Annotated in this window: 10 protein-coding genes; 7 read left to right on the forward strand and 3 right to left on the reverse strand. The window is 75.0% G+C overall.

Annotated elements, in window-relative coordinates:
• The first annotated feature begins 97 nt into the window (after positions 1 to 97).
• Complete coding sequence (gene lon, locus IF83_RS0117305) at positions 98 to 2,566, forward strand: endopeptidase La (protein ID WP_030545101.1); 2,469 nt, start codon at positions 98 to 100, stop codon at positions 2,564 to 2,566.
• A 584-nt stretch (positions 2,567 to 3,150) separates the two neighbouring features.
• A complete protein-coding gene (locus tag IF83_RS0117310) occupies positions 3,151 to 3,672 on the forward strand; it encodes a MarR family winged helix-turn-helix transcriptional regulator (RefSeq protein ID WP_051722848.1) in 522 nt (173 codons plus the stop codon).
• A 414-nt stretch (positions 3,673 to 4,086) separates the two neighbouring features.
• On the opposite strand, the gene IF83_RS0117315 is transcribed toward IF83_RS0117310, so the two are convergent.
• Positions 4,087 to 4,932 carry a hypothetical protein gene (locus IF83_RS0117315; protein ID WP_030545103.1) on the reverse strand — a complete coding sequence of 282 codons (846 nt, stop codon included), beginning with the start codon at positions 4,930 to 4,932 and terminating at the stop codon, positions 4,087 to 4,089.
• A gap of 427 nt (positions 4,933 to 5,359) precedes the next feature.
• Between IF83_RS0117315 and IF83_RS0117320 the strand changes: the two genes are divergently transcribed.
• The 5 genes from IF83_RS0117320 (at position 5,360) to IF83_RS0117340 (ending at position 11,772) form a co-directional block, all read left to right on the forward strand.
• A complete protein-coding gene (locus IF83_RS0117320; RefSeq protein ID WP_051722849.1) occupies positions 5,360 to 8,746 on the forward strand; it encodes a nitrate- and nitrite sensing domain-containing protein in 3,387 nt (1,128 codons plus the stop codon).
• A complete protein-coding gene (locus IF83_RS0117325) occupies positions 8,743 to 9,270 on the forward strand; it encodes a roadblock/LC7 domain-containing protein (protein WP_030545105.1) in 528 nt (175 codons plus the stop codon). The genes IF83_RS0117320 and IF83_RS0117325 overlap by 4 nt, the downstream gene beginning before the upstream one ends.
• Positions 9,267 to 9,683 (forward strand): DUF742 domain-containing protein, encoded by a 417-nt coding sequence (locus IF83_RS0117330; RefSeq protein WP_030545106.1) that lies wholly within the window; start codon positions 9,267 to 9,269, stop codon positions 9,681 to 9,683. Before IF83_RS0117325 ends, IF83_RS0117330 begins: the two co-directional genes overlap by 4 nt.
• Before the next feature lie 4 nt (positions 9,684 to 9,687).
• Entirely contained in the window at positions 9,688 to 10,314 is a 627-nt protein-coding gene (locus tag IF83_RS0117335; protein WP_037680256.1) for a GTP-binding protein, read from the forward strand.
• Between the two features lie 219 nt (positions 10,315 to 10,533).
• A complete protein-coding gene (locus IF83_RS0117340; RefSeq protein WP_030545108.1) occupies positions 10,534 to 11,772 on the forward strand; it encodes a styrene monooxygenase/indole monooxygenase family protein in 1,239 nt (412 codons plus the stop codon).
• Positions 11,773 to 11,810: 38 nt separating this feature from the next.
• Here IF83_RS0117340 and IF83_RS0117345 read toward each other — a convergent pair whose 3' ends face one another.
• Together IF83_RS0117345 and IF83_RS0117350 are read right to left on the reverse strand one after the other, a co-directional pair.
• Positions 11,811 to 12,086, reverse strand: coding sequence for a hypothetical protein (locus IF83_RS0117345; protein WP_030545109.1), 276 nt, complete (start codon positions 12,084 to 12,086; stop codon positions 11,811 to 11,813).
• The gene (locus tag IF83_RS0117350; protein WP_078843554.1) at positions 12,083 to 12,952 is read right to left on the reverse strand and encodes a TetR/AcrR family transcriptional regulator; all 870 of its coding nucleotides are present in this window, start codon (positions 12,950 to 12,952) and stop codon (positions 12,083 to 12,085) included. Before IF83_RS0117350 ends, IF83_RS0117345 begins: the two co-directional genes overlap by 4 nt.
• Positions 12,953 to 13,094: the final 142 nt, after the last annotated feature.

The following is a 13,094-nucleotide window of genomic DNA, read 5'->3' on the forward strand; positions in this document are numbered from 1 at the left end:
CATCGCGTTCGCTGCGAGCGAACAGGGGAGGGGGAACACCCGGGGCAGCAGAGACATTGAGTCTTTACAGCTCAACTTGCCTGCCGAAGGGGAGATCATGGCTTCGATGTCTACGTCACTCACCCTGCCGGTGCTGCCTCTTGACGACGAGGTGGTCCTGCCCGGCATGGTGGTGCCGCTGGACCTGTCCGACACGGATGTGCGGGCCGCGGTGGAAGCCGCGCAGGCCGCCGCGGGAAGCGGCGGGGGGAACGGGGGGACCGGGGAGAGCGGCGGCAAGCCGCAGGTGCTGCTGGTGCCGCGGATCGACGGCACGTACGCCGCCGTCGGCACGCTCGGCACCGTCGAACAGGTCGGCCGGCTCTCCGGCGGCGACCCGGGCGCGCTCATCCGGGGCGTGAGCCGGGTGCGGATCGGCGCGGGCACCACCGGGCCGGGGGCCGCGCTCTGGGTGGAGGGCCGCCCGGCCGACGAGCCGGGGCCCGACCCGGTGCCCGGTGCCGTCACCGAGCTGATGAAGGAGTACAAGGCCCTCGCCGCCAGCTGGCTGCGCAAGCGCGGCGCCTGGCAGGTCGTGGACCGCGTCCAGCAGATCGACGACGCCGGCCAGCTCGCCGACAACTCCGGCTACTCGCCGTTCCTCACCGCCGAGCAGCGCGTCGAACTGCTGGAGACCACCGACCCGGTGGCCCGGCTGAAGCTCGCCGTGAAGTGGCTGAGCGAACACCTGGCCGAGCAGGATGTCGCCGAGTCCATCGCCAAGGACGTCCAGGAGGGCGTCGACAAGCAGCAGCGCGAGTTCCTCCTGCGCCGCCAGCTGGAGGCCGTCCGCAAGGAGCTCCGCGAGCTCAACGGCGAACCGGAGGACGAGTCCGGCGACTACCGCGCCCGGGTCGAGGCCGCCGGCCTCCCGGAGAAGGTGCGCGAGGCGGCCCTCAAGGAGGTCGGCAAGCTCGAACGCGCCTCCGACCAGAGCCCCGAGGGCAGCTGGATCCGGACCTGGCTCGACACCGTCCTGGAGATGCCCTGGAACGAGCACACCGAGGACGCCTACGACATCCCCGGCGCCAAGGCCGTCCTCGACGCCGACCACGCCGGCCTCGCGGACGTCAAGGAACGCATCACCGAGTACCTCGCGGTGCGCAAGCGCCGGGCCGAGCGCGGCCTCGGGGTGGTCGGCGGGCGCCGGGGCGGCGCCGTCCTGGCGCTCGTCGGCCCGCCCGGCGTCGGGAAGACCTCGCTCGGCGAGTCCGTCGCCCGCGCGATGGGGCGGAAGTTCGTCCGGGTGGCGCTCGGCGGCGTCCGCGACGAGGCGGAGATCCGCGGCCACCGCCGCACCTACGTCGGCGCGCTGCCGGGCCGCATCGTGCGGGCGGTCAAGGAGGCCGGGTCGATGAACCCCGTCGTCCTCCTCGACGAGATCGACAAGGTCGGCTCCGACTTCCGGGGCGACCCGGCCGCCGCCCTGCTGGAAGTGCTCGACCCGGCGCAGAACCACACCTTCCGCGACCACTACCTGGAGGTCGAACTCGACCTCTCCGACGTGGTCTTCCTCGCCACCGCCAATGTCCTGGAGGCCATCCCGGAGGCGCTGCTCGACCGGATGGAACTCGTCCGGCTCGACGGCTACACCGAGGACGAGAAGGTCACCATCGCCCGCGACCACCTGCTGGCCCGGCAGCTCGAACGGGCCGGTCTGGCGGAGGGCGAGGTCGTCCTGGAGGAGGCCGCGCTGCGCAAGCTCGCCGGCGAGTACACCCGCGAGGCCGGGGTGCGGAACCTGGAGCGCGCCGTCGCCCGGCTGCTCCGCAAGGCCGCCGCCCGGCAGGAACTCGGCGAGCTGGAGCTGCCCGTCACCATCGGCCCGGACGACCTGCGCGACTACCTCGGCCGCCCGCACCACGTCCCCGAGTCCGCGCAGGACCCGCGGGAGCGGCGCACCGCCGTGCCGGGTGTGGCGACCGGACTGGCCGTCACGGGCGCGGGCGGCGACGTCCTCTACGTCGAGGCCTCGCTCGCCGACCGGGAGACCGGGGCCACCGGCCTCCAGATCACCGGCCAGCTCGGCGACGTGATGAAGGAGTCCGCGCAGATCGCCCTCTCCTTCCTGCGCAGCCGGGGCGCCGAACTGGAGCTCCCCGTGGGCGACTTCAACGACCGCGGTGTGCATCTGCACGTCCCGGCCGGCGCCGTGCCGAAGGACGGGCCCAGCGCCGGGGTCACCATGACGACGGCGCTCGCCTCCCTGCTCTCCGGCCGCCGGGTGCGCCCGGACGTGGCGATGACCGGCGAGGTGTCGCTGACGGGGCGGGTGCTGCCCGTCGGCGGCGTCAAGCAGAAGCTGCTCGCCGCGCACCGGGCCGGGATCACCACCGTCGTCATCCCCAAGCGGAACGAGGCCGATCTGGACGACGTGCCCGCCGAGGTGCTGGAGAAGCTGGAGGTGCACCCGGTCTCCGACGTCCGGCAGGTGCTGCGGCTGGCGCTGGAGCCGGCCGGCACGGGGCAGCGGGCGGACGGGAGCGGTCCGTCGGGCAGCGAGCCGGAACTGCCGCTCGCGGTCTGACCGGCGGGCGGGGGGCGGGGCGCTCCCGGCCCTCGGCGCGACGGGCCCGGCCCTCGTGACGCAGGGCCCGGGCGTCGGCTCCCGGCCCGCCCTTCCCCCCACTCGTCGCCGCTTCCCCTCTCCCCGCCCCAGGTTCTCCGCCCCCGTCCGTACGCGCCGCAGGGCGCACGGCACGGGGGCGGCGCGCGTCGCGGCGCGAGGGGGCAGCGGGGCCGGGGCGCCGGGCCTTGGCGATGGGGCGGTGCGGCCGTGCGGCTGTGCGGCTGTGCGGTGACGCGGCGCGGGAACCGCACGGGGGATCCCGGGGGAGCCGCACGGAGACGCCGGGGCGCCGTGAGGGGGGCGTGCGGGAGGCGCGAACCGGCACAGGGGGCGTGAAGGCGCAAAAAAGGAAGCGGCCGCTTCCCGCCGCTTCCCGTAGGCGCCGTGGGAGAGGCGGCCGGGAAGAGCGGCCGGTAAGGGGCCGGTTGCTGTCAGGGGACCGATCCTGCGAAATACTGGCGGGCACCGCGGCGGTACTCGCCGCCGAAAGCGAATTCCGTCCCGGAAACGACGGGAACGGAAAGCCGGGGGAGGACCCAGAGATGCGCCGGACCGAAGCCGGAGACGTCACCCGGGCCGCAGCGGCCGGAGATCCCCCGGAGCGGGATACGGCCGGTGGCACGCCCGGGGACAGCGCCTTTCTGGCGCTGGAACGGGAGTTGTCCGTCTTTCTGCGCCGGGCCCGCGCCTCCTCCGGCGAGGTGGCCCGCGAGGTCCATCCCGATCTGGAGCCCGCCGCCTACGGACTGCTGGTGCGGCTGTCGGAGGCGGGGGAGCAGCGGGCCACCGCACTCGCCGCGTACTTCGGTGTCGGCAAGGCCACCATGAGCCGCCAGCTCCGCGCCCTGGAGGAGCTGGGCATCGTCACCCGGCGGCCGGACCCGGCCGATGGACGCGCCTCGCTGGTGACCCTGACCGAGGAGGGCGCCGGCCGCTTCTCCGCCGTGCGCCGCGCCCGCCGTGAGCGCTACGCCCGCAAGCTGCGGAGCTGGGACCGGACGGAGATCGCCGAACTCGCGCGCCTGCTGCACCGGCTGAACGAGCTCGGCGGCGCGGAGGACTGAGCCGCCGGCCGGACGGCCCCGGCAGCGGCCGGCCCGGCGGTGCCGGGTGGCCCTTGCGGCCCGGCCGCCCGACCGCCCGCAAACCCTGGCGAGCCGCAGCCCGGGAGCCCTGCCGAGCCGCAGCCCGGAAGCCGGATGATCGGCTGGGGCCCGGCGGTCCGAGCCCGGAGGGGAACGGCTCCGGCGGGCCAGAGATTCTTCCGCACCCGCCGTCTCCTCAAACCTCCCTATTCGCAGGCCACTTGAGCGCGGGCACCCCGCCGCGTGCCGGCCCCGGGGCCATCCCGCGTCCTTCCGGAAGGCCCCCCGGCCCCGGTCCGGAGCACAGGACCCGCCGGCCTCCGGACCTGTAGGACCGCCGGACCCCCGGGCGTACACGCCGGGCGCACGCCCGGCACGCCCCCCGGCCCCGCCCTAGAACTCCGCGTGGACCGCCGTGGCGTCGTCGTGCCGCTTGCCCCGCGGGAAGGCGTTGCCCCGCGGGTCCGCGGTCTCCGCCGCCCGCACCCGCCGCAGCAGCCCGGCCGTCCCCTCCGCGCGGAGCAGCGCGGGGCAGTCGGCCCAGGTGCCCTGCCGGAAGACCTCGACCCAGCGCGTCGCGCCGTCCGTCAGCGCCGTCAGGGAGCGCACCTCCGCGCGCGGTACGGAGCCGGTGACGGCCCGGGCGGCGACCGCCGGATCGGCGGCGGCGGTGAAGAACCCGCCCTCCGCGTTGCGCAGGGCCTCCACCGCGCGGACGTACTCGGCGGCCCGCGCCGCGCGTGCGGCGGAGCCGGGCGGCAGGGCCCGTACGGCGGCGCGCAGCTCCGGCACGTGGGGCGGCAGCCGGGACAGCCGGTCGTCCCGTTCCGCGGTGACCCGGCCGTCCCGCCGTTCGATGAGCAGGACGGAGTCGGAGAGCACCAGATGCTCGACGCTCCGCTCGTCCCAGCGGGCGGCCACGACCGTCGCCTGCGGTGTTTGAACGTGAGAAAGCTCACAGGCTGATCCGTGGGCATCGGCGGTGCGTTCGATTGCTTCCGCGAGGCATTCCCGGAGGGTCATATCCCGCCGCGAACCGGACAGTTCGAGCAGGGCCCCGCCGAGCCGCGCGGTGAACCACGGCACTCCGTGTACGCACCCGCCGCCGTCCTCGGGGGGCGTGACACCGTCCAGGACGACCAGTGAGCCACCCGCGCCGGACGCGGGCAGGGCCACCGACGCGTAGTCCTCGTTGGGGATGCGGGGATCGCCCGGCTCCGTGGTGAGGTCGATGCGCATGCGGTCAGTCTGCCGGACCGCGGCCCGCGCTCCCGCGGCCGTGGTGACCTGCGGTGACGGCCGGTGCGTCGGCCGGGAAACGGCCGAGGTGCCGGAATTTCCCGTAAATCACCGGCCGGTGGAATGTGCGGGCGCACATCCTGCCAGCACCGGCCGGCGTTTTCCAACCGGCGCCCCGGGCGGCGGCGCCGCGGTGCCGCACCGGGGTTGTTCGCCAACTCCGGATTGATGTTCACTCGTTCGGGTGGCCAGGCGGGCGATGGGCGGCCCCATTCACACGGTCGGTGGAATCGTCGAATTCCGTTGCCGGTACGGGGAGAACGCGCCCGTCGGCGCTCCGCGCCCCAGGGGCACGAGGAATGCGAGCGGATCGCCGGAGCCTCGGCCCTGCGGAGACGAGACAAGATTGCGAGCACCGGTGCGAAGAATGCGGCCTCGGGGCAAGGAACGTGAGTCGGCACAGACCGGGGGAGCGGCCTCCGCACCGCCCGGGAAGCGCACGGCCAAGGTCCGCAACCGGCTCGTGATCTCGGTGGCCGTGGTCGCCGCGGCCGTCGCCGGGGCCGGTGCGCCCGCCGTCATCGCGGCCTCCTCCGACCTCAACGACTCCCAGCGGCTGGTCACGCTCTCCGAGCTGAACGCCCAGGCCGTGGTGCTGGCCCACTCGCTGGCCGACGAGCGCGACACGATGACGCGCTTCGTCGCCGCGGGCCGTGCCGCCGGCTCGGGCAGCGCCACGGGCATCTCCGAGAAGCGGCGCGCCGGCGTCGACCGCCGGCTGGAGGAGATCCGGGAGAACGCCCCCGACGCCCTGGACCGCAAGCTCGCGGAGCTTCCGGCCATCCGGCAGTCGGCGCTGACCGGCTCCGGTCCGGCCTCCGAGACCTTCGCCCGCTACACCCAGCTGGTGCAGGCGCTGCACGGGGTCTCCGCCGACCTCGCGCGCCGCATCCCGCCGCGCGCCGCCGACGGCCCCGCCGACGCGCTGTCCGGCCTGGGCCGCGCCGTGGAGCAGGCCGCCGCCACCCGCACCCTGCTGCTCGGCGCACTGGCCGCCGGCGGCGAGGGCGAACTGACCGCCACCGCCCAGCGCACCCGCGTCCAGGAGCTCGCGGCGGTCGCCGACTTCCGGCAGACGGCCCCGGCCGCCGCCAAGGACCGCTACGACGGCACCGTCACCGGCGACGAGGCGAACCGGGCGGAGCGCTATCTCAAGACCCTCACCGACCAGCCGCAGCTGTCCCCGGCCGAACTGGCCCTGAATCAGAAGCGCGTGGACACCGCGCTGTCCGGCCGGATCGATCTGATGCGCGCCGCCGAGTCCGCCCTCACCACCGAGGAGTCCGCCCGGCTCGCCGCTCTCCGCGACGACGACGTGCGGTCCCTGGAGCTGGCCGTCGGACTGCTCGCCGCCTGCGTGCTGATCGCCGTCGGCGCCGGCACGTCCGCGGCCCGTTCCATGACCCGGCCCCTGGCCGTGCTGCGGCTCGGCGCCCGGCGCGTCGCCGCCGACCCGGTCGGCGAGGAGCCGGTGAGGTTCACCGGCCGCAACGACGAGTACGCCGAGGCCGTGCGCGCCGTCAACGAACTGCGCGCCAAGGCGGAGGGCTTCCACCAGGAGCTGGAGAAGCTCCGCGCCGAGCGCGGCGGTCTGATCCGCGAGCGGCAGAAGCTCGCCGACAAGCGCGACGAACTGGCCCGGCAGAAGAGCGATCTCGCGGAGCGGCTCAGCGGCCTCCAGGACCGGGTGCACAGCAGCTTCGTCAATCTGTCGCTGCGCACCCTCGGCCTCGTCGAACGCCAGCTCGGCCTCATCGAGGGCCTGGAGGAGCGGGCGCGCGAGCCCGAGCACCTCGAAGCGCTGTACAAGCTCGACCACCTCGCCACCCGGATGCGGCGGCACAGCGAGAACCTGCTGGTCCTCTCGGGCGCCGAGCACACCACCACGCACAGCGCCTCCGTTCCCCTGCTCGACGTGCTGCGTGCCTCGGTCAGCGAGATCGAGCGCTATGAGCGGGTCCGCATCCAGTCGCTCCCCCCGCACGCGCGGGTCGCCGGATTCGCCGCCGACGCCCTCAGCCACCTCGTCGCCGAACTGCTGGAGAACGCCGCCGCTTTCTCCCCGCCGGAGGACGAGGTCGAGCTCTCCGGCTGGCAGATGGAGCAGGGCGAGGTGATGCTCTCCGTCGAGGACCGGGGCATCGGCATGACGGAGGAGCGGCTGGCCGAGGTCAACGCCCGGCTCGCCGACCCCGACGGCGAGGCCGCCGGCGCCGACGAGGACGCCTTGGGCCTCGGCCTGTACGTGGTCGCGCGGCTCGCCGCGCGGCACGGCATCCGGGTCGAGCTGCGCGACCGGGCGCAGGGCGGGGTGACGGCCGTCGTCGTGCTGCCGACCTCCCTCCTGCCGACCCGGCCGGAGCCCTCCCACGTGAAGTCCGGTGAGACCAGGGCCACGGGTGTCTCGCTGCCCGGCTCGGTCGCCGAGGCCAACTCGAACGCCCTGCCGCACCGCCGCGGCGGCTCCCTGCCCCGGCGCGGGGACGCCTCGGCGAGCGAGGCCGGCGCGGCCGGCGAGGACACCACGGAGGCCGGTGCGGACACCGGCACGGCCGCCGGGGCGGCGGACGGAACGGACACAGCCCCGGCCGGTGCGGGAGCACGGCCCGATGCCGCGGACCCTGCCGCGTCCTCCCCGGCGGACGCCTCCGGCCCGGGACCCGCCGGGAAGAGCCCGGCCCCGGCCGCGTCATATCCCGTGGCGGACCAGCCCGTTACGGTTCCGGAGCCCGCCCCCGCCCCGCTCGCGGACCCGGTGGCGGACGAACCCGGAACCCCTGCGGTGTCCCTCGCCGCGGACACTGACACGGACACGGACACCGGCACGGACGCGGGTACGGACGCCGTCGGCTCCGGCTCGGACGAGGCTGTCCTCCCGGGCCTGCCCGCCGCCGGCACCCCGGCGGAGGAACCCGGCGCGGAGCCCGCCCCCGGGCCCGTCCCCGGGCCCGTCCCGGCGGACGCGGACCCGGACGAGGACGCGCCAGTCGCCGGAACCCCGGACGATCCCGGCGCTTATGCCGGGCTCGCCCGGAGCGCGGAGCACGACCCCCTGGTCGCGGCCGCCGAGGAGGCCCTGCGGGCCGCGCGGGCGGAAGAGGGGACCCCGGACACCCGCCCCGCCGGGGACGCGGGTACGGCGGCCGCCGATGACGACCCGTACGGCATCCGGCGCGCCGAATCCGGCGAGGAGCAGCACGCGCGGGCCGCGGATGACGCGGACCTGGGCGGCGCCGACCTGACCGGCATCGACGAGCCGACCCAGTCCTTCCGGCTGCCCCCGCCGCTGCCCCGGCCGGCGGCCGAACCCGCCGGAACCCCGCCCGCCTCGGCCACGGAGCCGGCGACGGGGACGACGGGGACGGAGACCGGCCGGACGGAGCAGGGCACCACGGCGTCCGGCGCGGAGCACCCGGCCGGCCACGCCGAGCCGCCCGCCGCCGCCGAGCCCCCCGCCGCCGAGCCGCCCGTCGCCGGCCAGCCGCCCGCCGACCAGCCGCCCGCCCCCGGCAAGCGGCTGACCGACAAGGGTCTGCCCAAGCGGACGCCCAAGACCGTGGCGGCACGGACCGGCCCCGTGCGGGCGAGAGCGAGAAGCGTGGACGCGGAGGCCCTGCGCCGCAAGCTCGGCGGCTTCCAGCAGGGGGCGCAGCACGGACGGCGCGACGCCGACGCGGAGATCGCCGAGAAGACCGGAGAGCACCGCGCCGGGGGACTGGACGACGGTGGCACAGTCGAGGAGGCACGCGGTTGAACGCGTATACGAAGGCCGGCTCGGAGCCGCACGGTGCGCACGGGCTCAGCAGTGAGGCCCGCAATCTGCACTGGCTTCTGACGAACCTGGTCGAGGAGGTGCCGGGGGTCCACTCGGTGGCCGTGGTCTCCTCCGACGGCCTGCTGCTGCTCAGCTCCGACCCGGGCATGGGGACGGGCGCGGAGGCGGGCGCGGAAGCCGGATCCGGAGCCGGGGACGGCAGCGGCCCCAGGGGCTCCAGCGCCGACCTCGCCACCATCGTCTCCGGGGTCGGGGCGCTGACCCATGGCGCCTCCAAGCTGATGGACGCCGGCCCGGTGAAGCAGACGATGATCGCCATGGACGAGGGCAGCGTCTTCGTCATGGCGATCAGCGACGGTTCGCTGCTCGGCGTGCACGCCACCCCCGACTGCGACATGAGCGTGGTCGCCTATCACATGGCGCTGTTCGTCGGCCGGGCCGGACACGTGCTCACCCCGGAAGTCCGCAACGAACTCCGCCAGTCCCAGGAGAGCCGCACGTGACCTCCCCGAAACTCCCGGTCCGCACCGCGGACCGCGGCCAGCAGCGCAAACCGGCCCGGGTCCGCCCGTATTCGCTGACCGGCGGCCGGACCCGCTTCGGGCACGTCCTGCTCGTCGAGACCTTCGTCGCGGCCATCGAGGCCCCGGAGGACCGCCCGGAGCTGACGGCCGGCAACTGGGCCGACCGCGTGATGCCCGAGATGCGGGCCATCGTCGAGCTCTGCCGCAAGATGCGCTCCGTCGCCGAGATCTCCGCGCTGCTCCACATCCCGCTGGGTGTGGTCCGTGTGCTGCTCAGCGACTTGGCCGACCAGGGAAAGATCCGCGTTTACGGAAACGGCGCCGGCACCGAGTCCGGCCGCCCGGACCGCGCACTGCTCGAAAGGGTCCTGAGTGGACTTCGCAGGCTCTGACACCATGACCCCCGCGGGAGCCACCACCGCGGCGCCGCCCGTCGCGGACGAGAACATCCAGAGCTGGCAGACCGGGCGTGACCGCGCCCCCGTCTCCACCAAGATCGTGGTGGCGGGCGGGTTCGGCGTGGGCAAGACCACCTTCGTCGGCTCGGTCTCCGAGATCACCCCCCTCACCACCGAGGCGGTGATGACCCAGGCCAGCGAGGACGTCGACGACATCGCGGCGACCCCGGAGAAGACCACGACGACCGTGGCGATGGACTTCGGCCGGATCACCCTCGACGCCGAGCTGGTGCTCTACCTCTTCGGCACGCCCGGCCAGAAGCGCTTCTGGTTCATGTGGGACGACCTGGTGCGCGGCGCGATCGGCGCGGTCGTCATGGCCGACACCCGGCGGCTGGAGGACTGCTTCCCGGCCCTCGACTACTTCGAGAGCTGCGGGCTGCCGTATGTCGTGGCCGTCAACCACTTCGAGGGCACCGAGTCCTACGAGGCGGAGGACGTGCGCGAGGCGCTGTCCGTGCCGGACCACGTGCCGGTCGAGATCATGGACGCCCGCGACCGGGTGACCGTGATCCGCTCGCTGCTCGCCCTCGTGGCCCACGCCCTTGACGTGACACCCGAGTGACGTAACCTCACCCCCGGCCCCGGAAGGGGCAGTTGCGCAGCTCAGAGCCCCGGTGTCCGCGGTCGCGGTCATGCGGCCGGTGGCCGCGGGGCCGCGGGGCTCCGGCACCCCGGAGCCGCGTCACCCCGGAGGCCGGCCACCCCGGCCTCCGACCTCCCGGCGCCCCTGCCGTTCCGCGGTACCGCCCGTGTTCCTCACCGCGAAAGAGAGCCCACCGCCATGCGGAAGATACTCGTCGTCGGAGCCGGCCAGTCCGGCCTCCAACTCGCCCTCGGCCTGCAGCAGCACGGCTACGAGGTCACCCTGATGTCGAACCGCACGGCGGACGAGATCCGCTCCGGCCGGGTCATGTCCACCCAGTGCATGTTCCACACCGCCCTGCAGCACGAGCGGGACCTGGGCCTCAACTTCTGGGAGAGCCAGGCCCCGCGGATCGAGGGCCTCGGCATCTCCGTCGCCGGCCCCGACGGCAGCCGGGCCGTCGACTGGGTCGGCAAGCTGGACGGCTACGCCCAGTCCGTCGACCAGCGGGTGAAGATGGCCGGCTGGATGGAGACCTTCGCGCAGCGCGGCGGGCAGCTCGTCATCCACGGCGCCGCCGTCTCCGACCTGGACTACTTCGCCCGTTCCTACGACCTGGTGCTGATCTCGGCCGGCAAGGGCGAGCTCGTCTCGATGTTCGGCCGGGACGCCTCCCGCTCCCCGTACGACAAGCCGCAGCGCGCGCTGGCCGTGGCGTACGTGCACGGGCTCGGCCCGCGCCCGGAGCACCCCGACTTCGACGCCGTGCGCTGCAACCTCGTGCCGGGCGTCGGCGAGATGTTCGTCATGCCGACCCACACCCTCTCCGGCCGGGCCGACATCCTCTTCTGGGAGGGCATCCCCGGCGGCCCGCTGGACGTCTTCGACTCCATCAAGGACCCCGGCGAGCACCTCGACGTGACGCTCGACCTGATGAAGCGGTTCCTGCCCTGGGAGTACGACCGCGCCGGCAAGGTCGAGCTGACCGACGCGGGCGGCACCCTCGCCGGCCGCTACGCCCCGACCGTGCGCAAGCCGATCGGCCGGCTGCCGTCGGGCGGGCTGGTGCTGGGCGTCGCGGACGTCGTCGTCGCCAACGACCCGCTGACCGGCCAGGGCTCCAACTCGGCCGCCAAGTGCGCCGCCTCGTATCTGGCGAGCATCCTGGAGCGGGGCGACCAGCCGTTCGACGCGGAGTGGATGCAGTCCACCTTCGACCGCTACTGGGAGACCGCCCGGCACGTCGTCAAGTGGACGAACGCGATGCTGGCCCCGCCGCCGGAGCACGTCCTGAACCTGATCGGCGCGGGCGGGCAGATCCAGCCGGTCGCCGACCGCTTCGCCAACGCCTTCGACAACCCGGCGGACCTGGAGAACTTCTTCTTCGAGCCGGAGAAGACGGAGCGCTACCTCGTCGAGGCCGCGGGCGCCCGGTAGGCCCGCACACGGGACCGGACGGGCCCCGGCGCGCCGGTTCAGGCGCCGGGGCTCCGCCGGGTCCAGGGCCAGTTGGGGCCGGTGGCGGGCCGGCCCTCCGGGTCGTGGACGTACTTCCAGCCCAGCGGCAGCCCGAGCCGCTTGCTGTGGCCGCGGATCTCGCGCCGGTAGACGTGGACCACGGGCCGGCCGCCGTCCGGCTGGGGCACCGGGATCTCGTAGACCTTCGGCGGCTTTCCGGTCGCTCCCGTCAGCACCGGCAGGACCCGGCCGTCCAGCGGCCCGCCCTCGAAGGGCGTCTCCTCGCTCCTCACGACGCGCCCACCCCCGGGCCGTCGGCCGCGCCGCCTGCCGGGCCGTCCGCCGTGGCCCCGCCGGGACCCGCGGCGCCGGGGCCGCCCGGTTCCACCAGGTGCCCCGCCCGCGCCAGCAGCGGCAGCAGCCGCCGGGCGAGTTCGCCCGCCGGGCCGTCCGCCCGCTCCGCCGTCAGCGTCTCCTTGAGCACGCCCGCCGTCTGCGGGTCGTGCGCCGCGGTGGCGGTGAGGAGGGCGAGGAAGTGGTCGAGCAGCCAGTCGCGCAGCTCGCCGGCGGGCGGCTGCTTCTCCTCGTCCAGCCAGATCAGCGAGGCGGCCTCGACCGCCGCGATCCAGGTGCGGACGGCCGTGCGCAGCCGCAGTCCCGGCCGGGTGACGCCCAGATGGACGAGGATCTGCTCGGCGGCGGCCCGCCGGACCTCGTCGACGATGGCCGAGGTGCGCGAGGTCTCGGCGACGCTGCCGCCCTGGAGCAGGGCGCTGAAGCCGGCGTCGTACTCGTCGACGAAGGCGAGATAGCGGTCCAGGGCGCGGGCCAGCCGGTGGGTCATCGGGCCGGTCTGGGGCTCGGCGAAGCACAGCTCCATCCGGTCGGCGGCGCTGCGCAGCGCGGCTTCGTACAACTGCGGCTTGCCGCCAGGGAAGTAGCGGTAGACGAGCGGGCGCGAGACCTCGGCGGCGTGGGCCACGTCGTCCAGGGAGACGTCCTCCGGGGCCCGCTCCGCGAAGAGCGCGAGGGCCGCGTCCAGCAGCTGGCGCCGCCGCTGCTCGACGGAGAGCCGCCGGTACGCGGCGCCGGGGCCGGACCGGCGGCCGGACGATGCTGTCCCGGACGATGCTGTCGGGGCGGTGCCGCTGCCGTTCATGCCCGCAGGGTAACCGGCCCGGCGGGACGGCCGCCCCGCGCGTGCTCCGTACCGGGGGCCTGGCCGGGGCCTGCCGGGATCCGGGCGCCGGACCAGGGGCACTCCGGCCGGCGGGGCAGGGCGGCGGGGGACGATGCGGGGC

Origin of the sequence: Streptomyces albus subsp. albus (genome assembly GCF_000719865.1) — a bacterium.
GTDB classification, from domain to species: domain Bacteria; phylum Actinomycetota; class Actinomycetes; order Streptomycetales; family Streptomycetaceae; genus Streptomyces; species Streptomyces albus_E.

Excerpts from the sequence above, each read along its gene's own strand:
- lon (WP_030545101.1), top strand. The coding sequence starts at position 98 with ATGGCTTCGATGTCTACGTCACTCACCCTGCCGGTGCTGCCTCTTGAC.
- IF83_RS0117310 (WP_051722848.1), top strand. The coding sequence starts at position 3,151 with ATGCGCCGGACCGAAGCCGGAGACGTCACCCGGGCCGCAGCGGCCGGA.
- IF83_RS0117315 (WP_030545103.1), bottom strand. The coding sequence starts at position 4,932 with ATGCGCATCGACCTCACCACGGAGCCGGGCGATCCCCGCATCCCCAAC.
- IF83_RS0117320 (WP_051722849.1), top strand. The coding sequence starts at position 5,360 with ATGCGGCCTCGGGGCAAGGAACGTGAGTCGGCACAGACCGGGGGAGCG.
- IF83_RS0117335 (WP_037680256.1), top strand. The coding sequence starts at position 9,688 with ATGACCCCCGCGGGAGCCACCACCGCGGCGCCGCCCGTCGCGGACGAG.
- IF83_RS0117340 (WP_030545108.1), top strand. The coding sequence starts at position 10,534 with ATGCGGAAGATACTCGTCGTCGGAGCCGGCCAGTCCGGCCTCCAACTC.
- IF83_RS0117350 (WP_078843554.1), bottom strand. The coding sequence starts at position 12,952 with ATGAACGGCAGCGGCACCGCCCCGACAGCATCGTCCGGGACAGCATCG.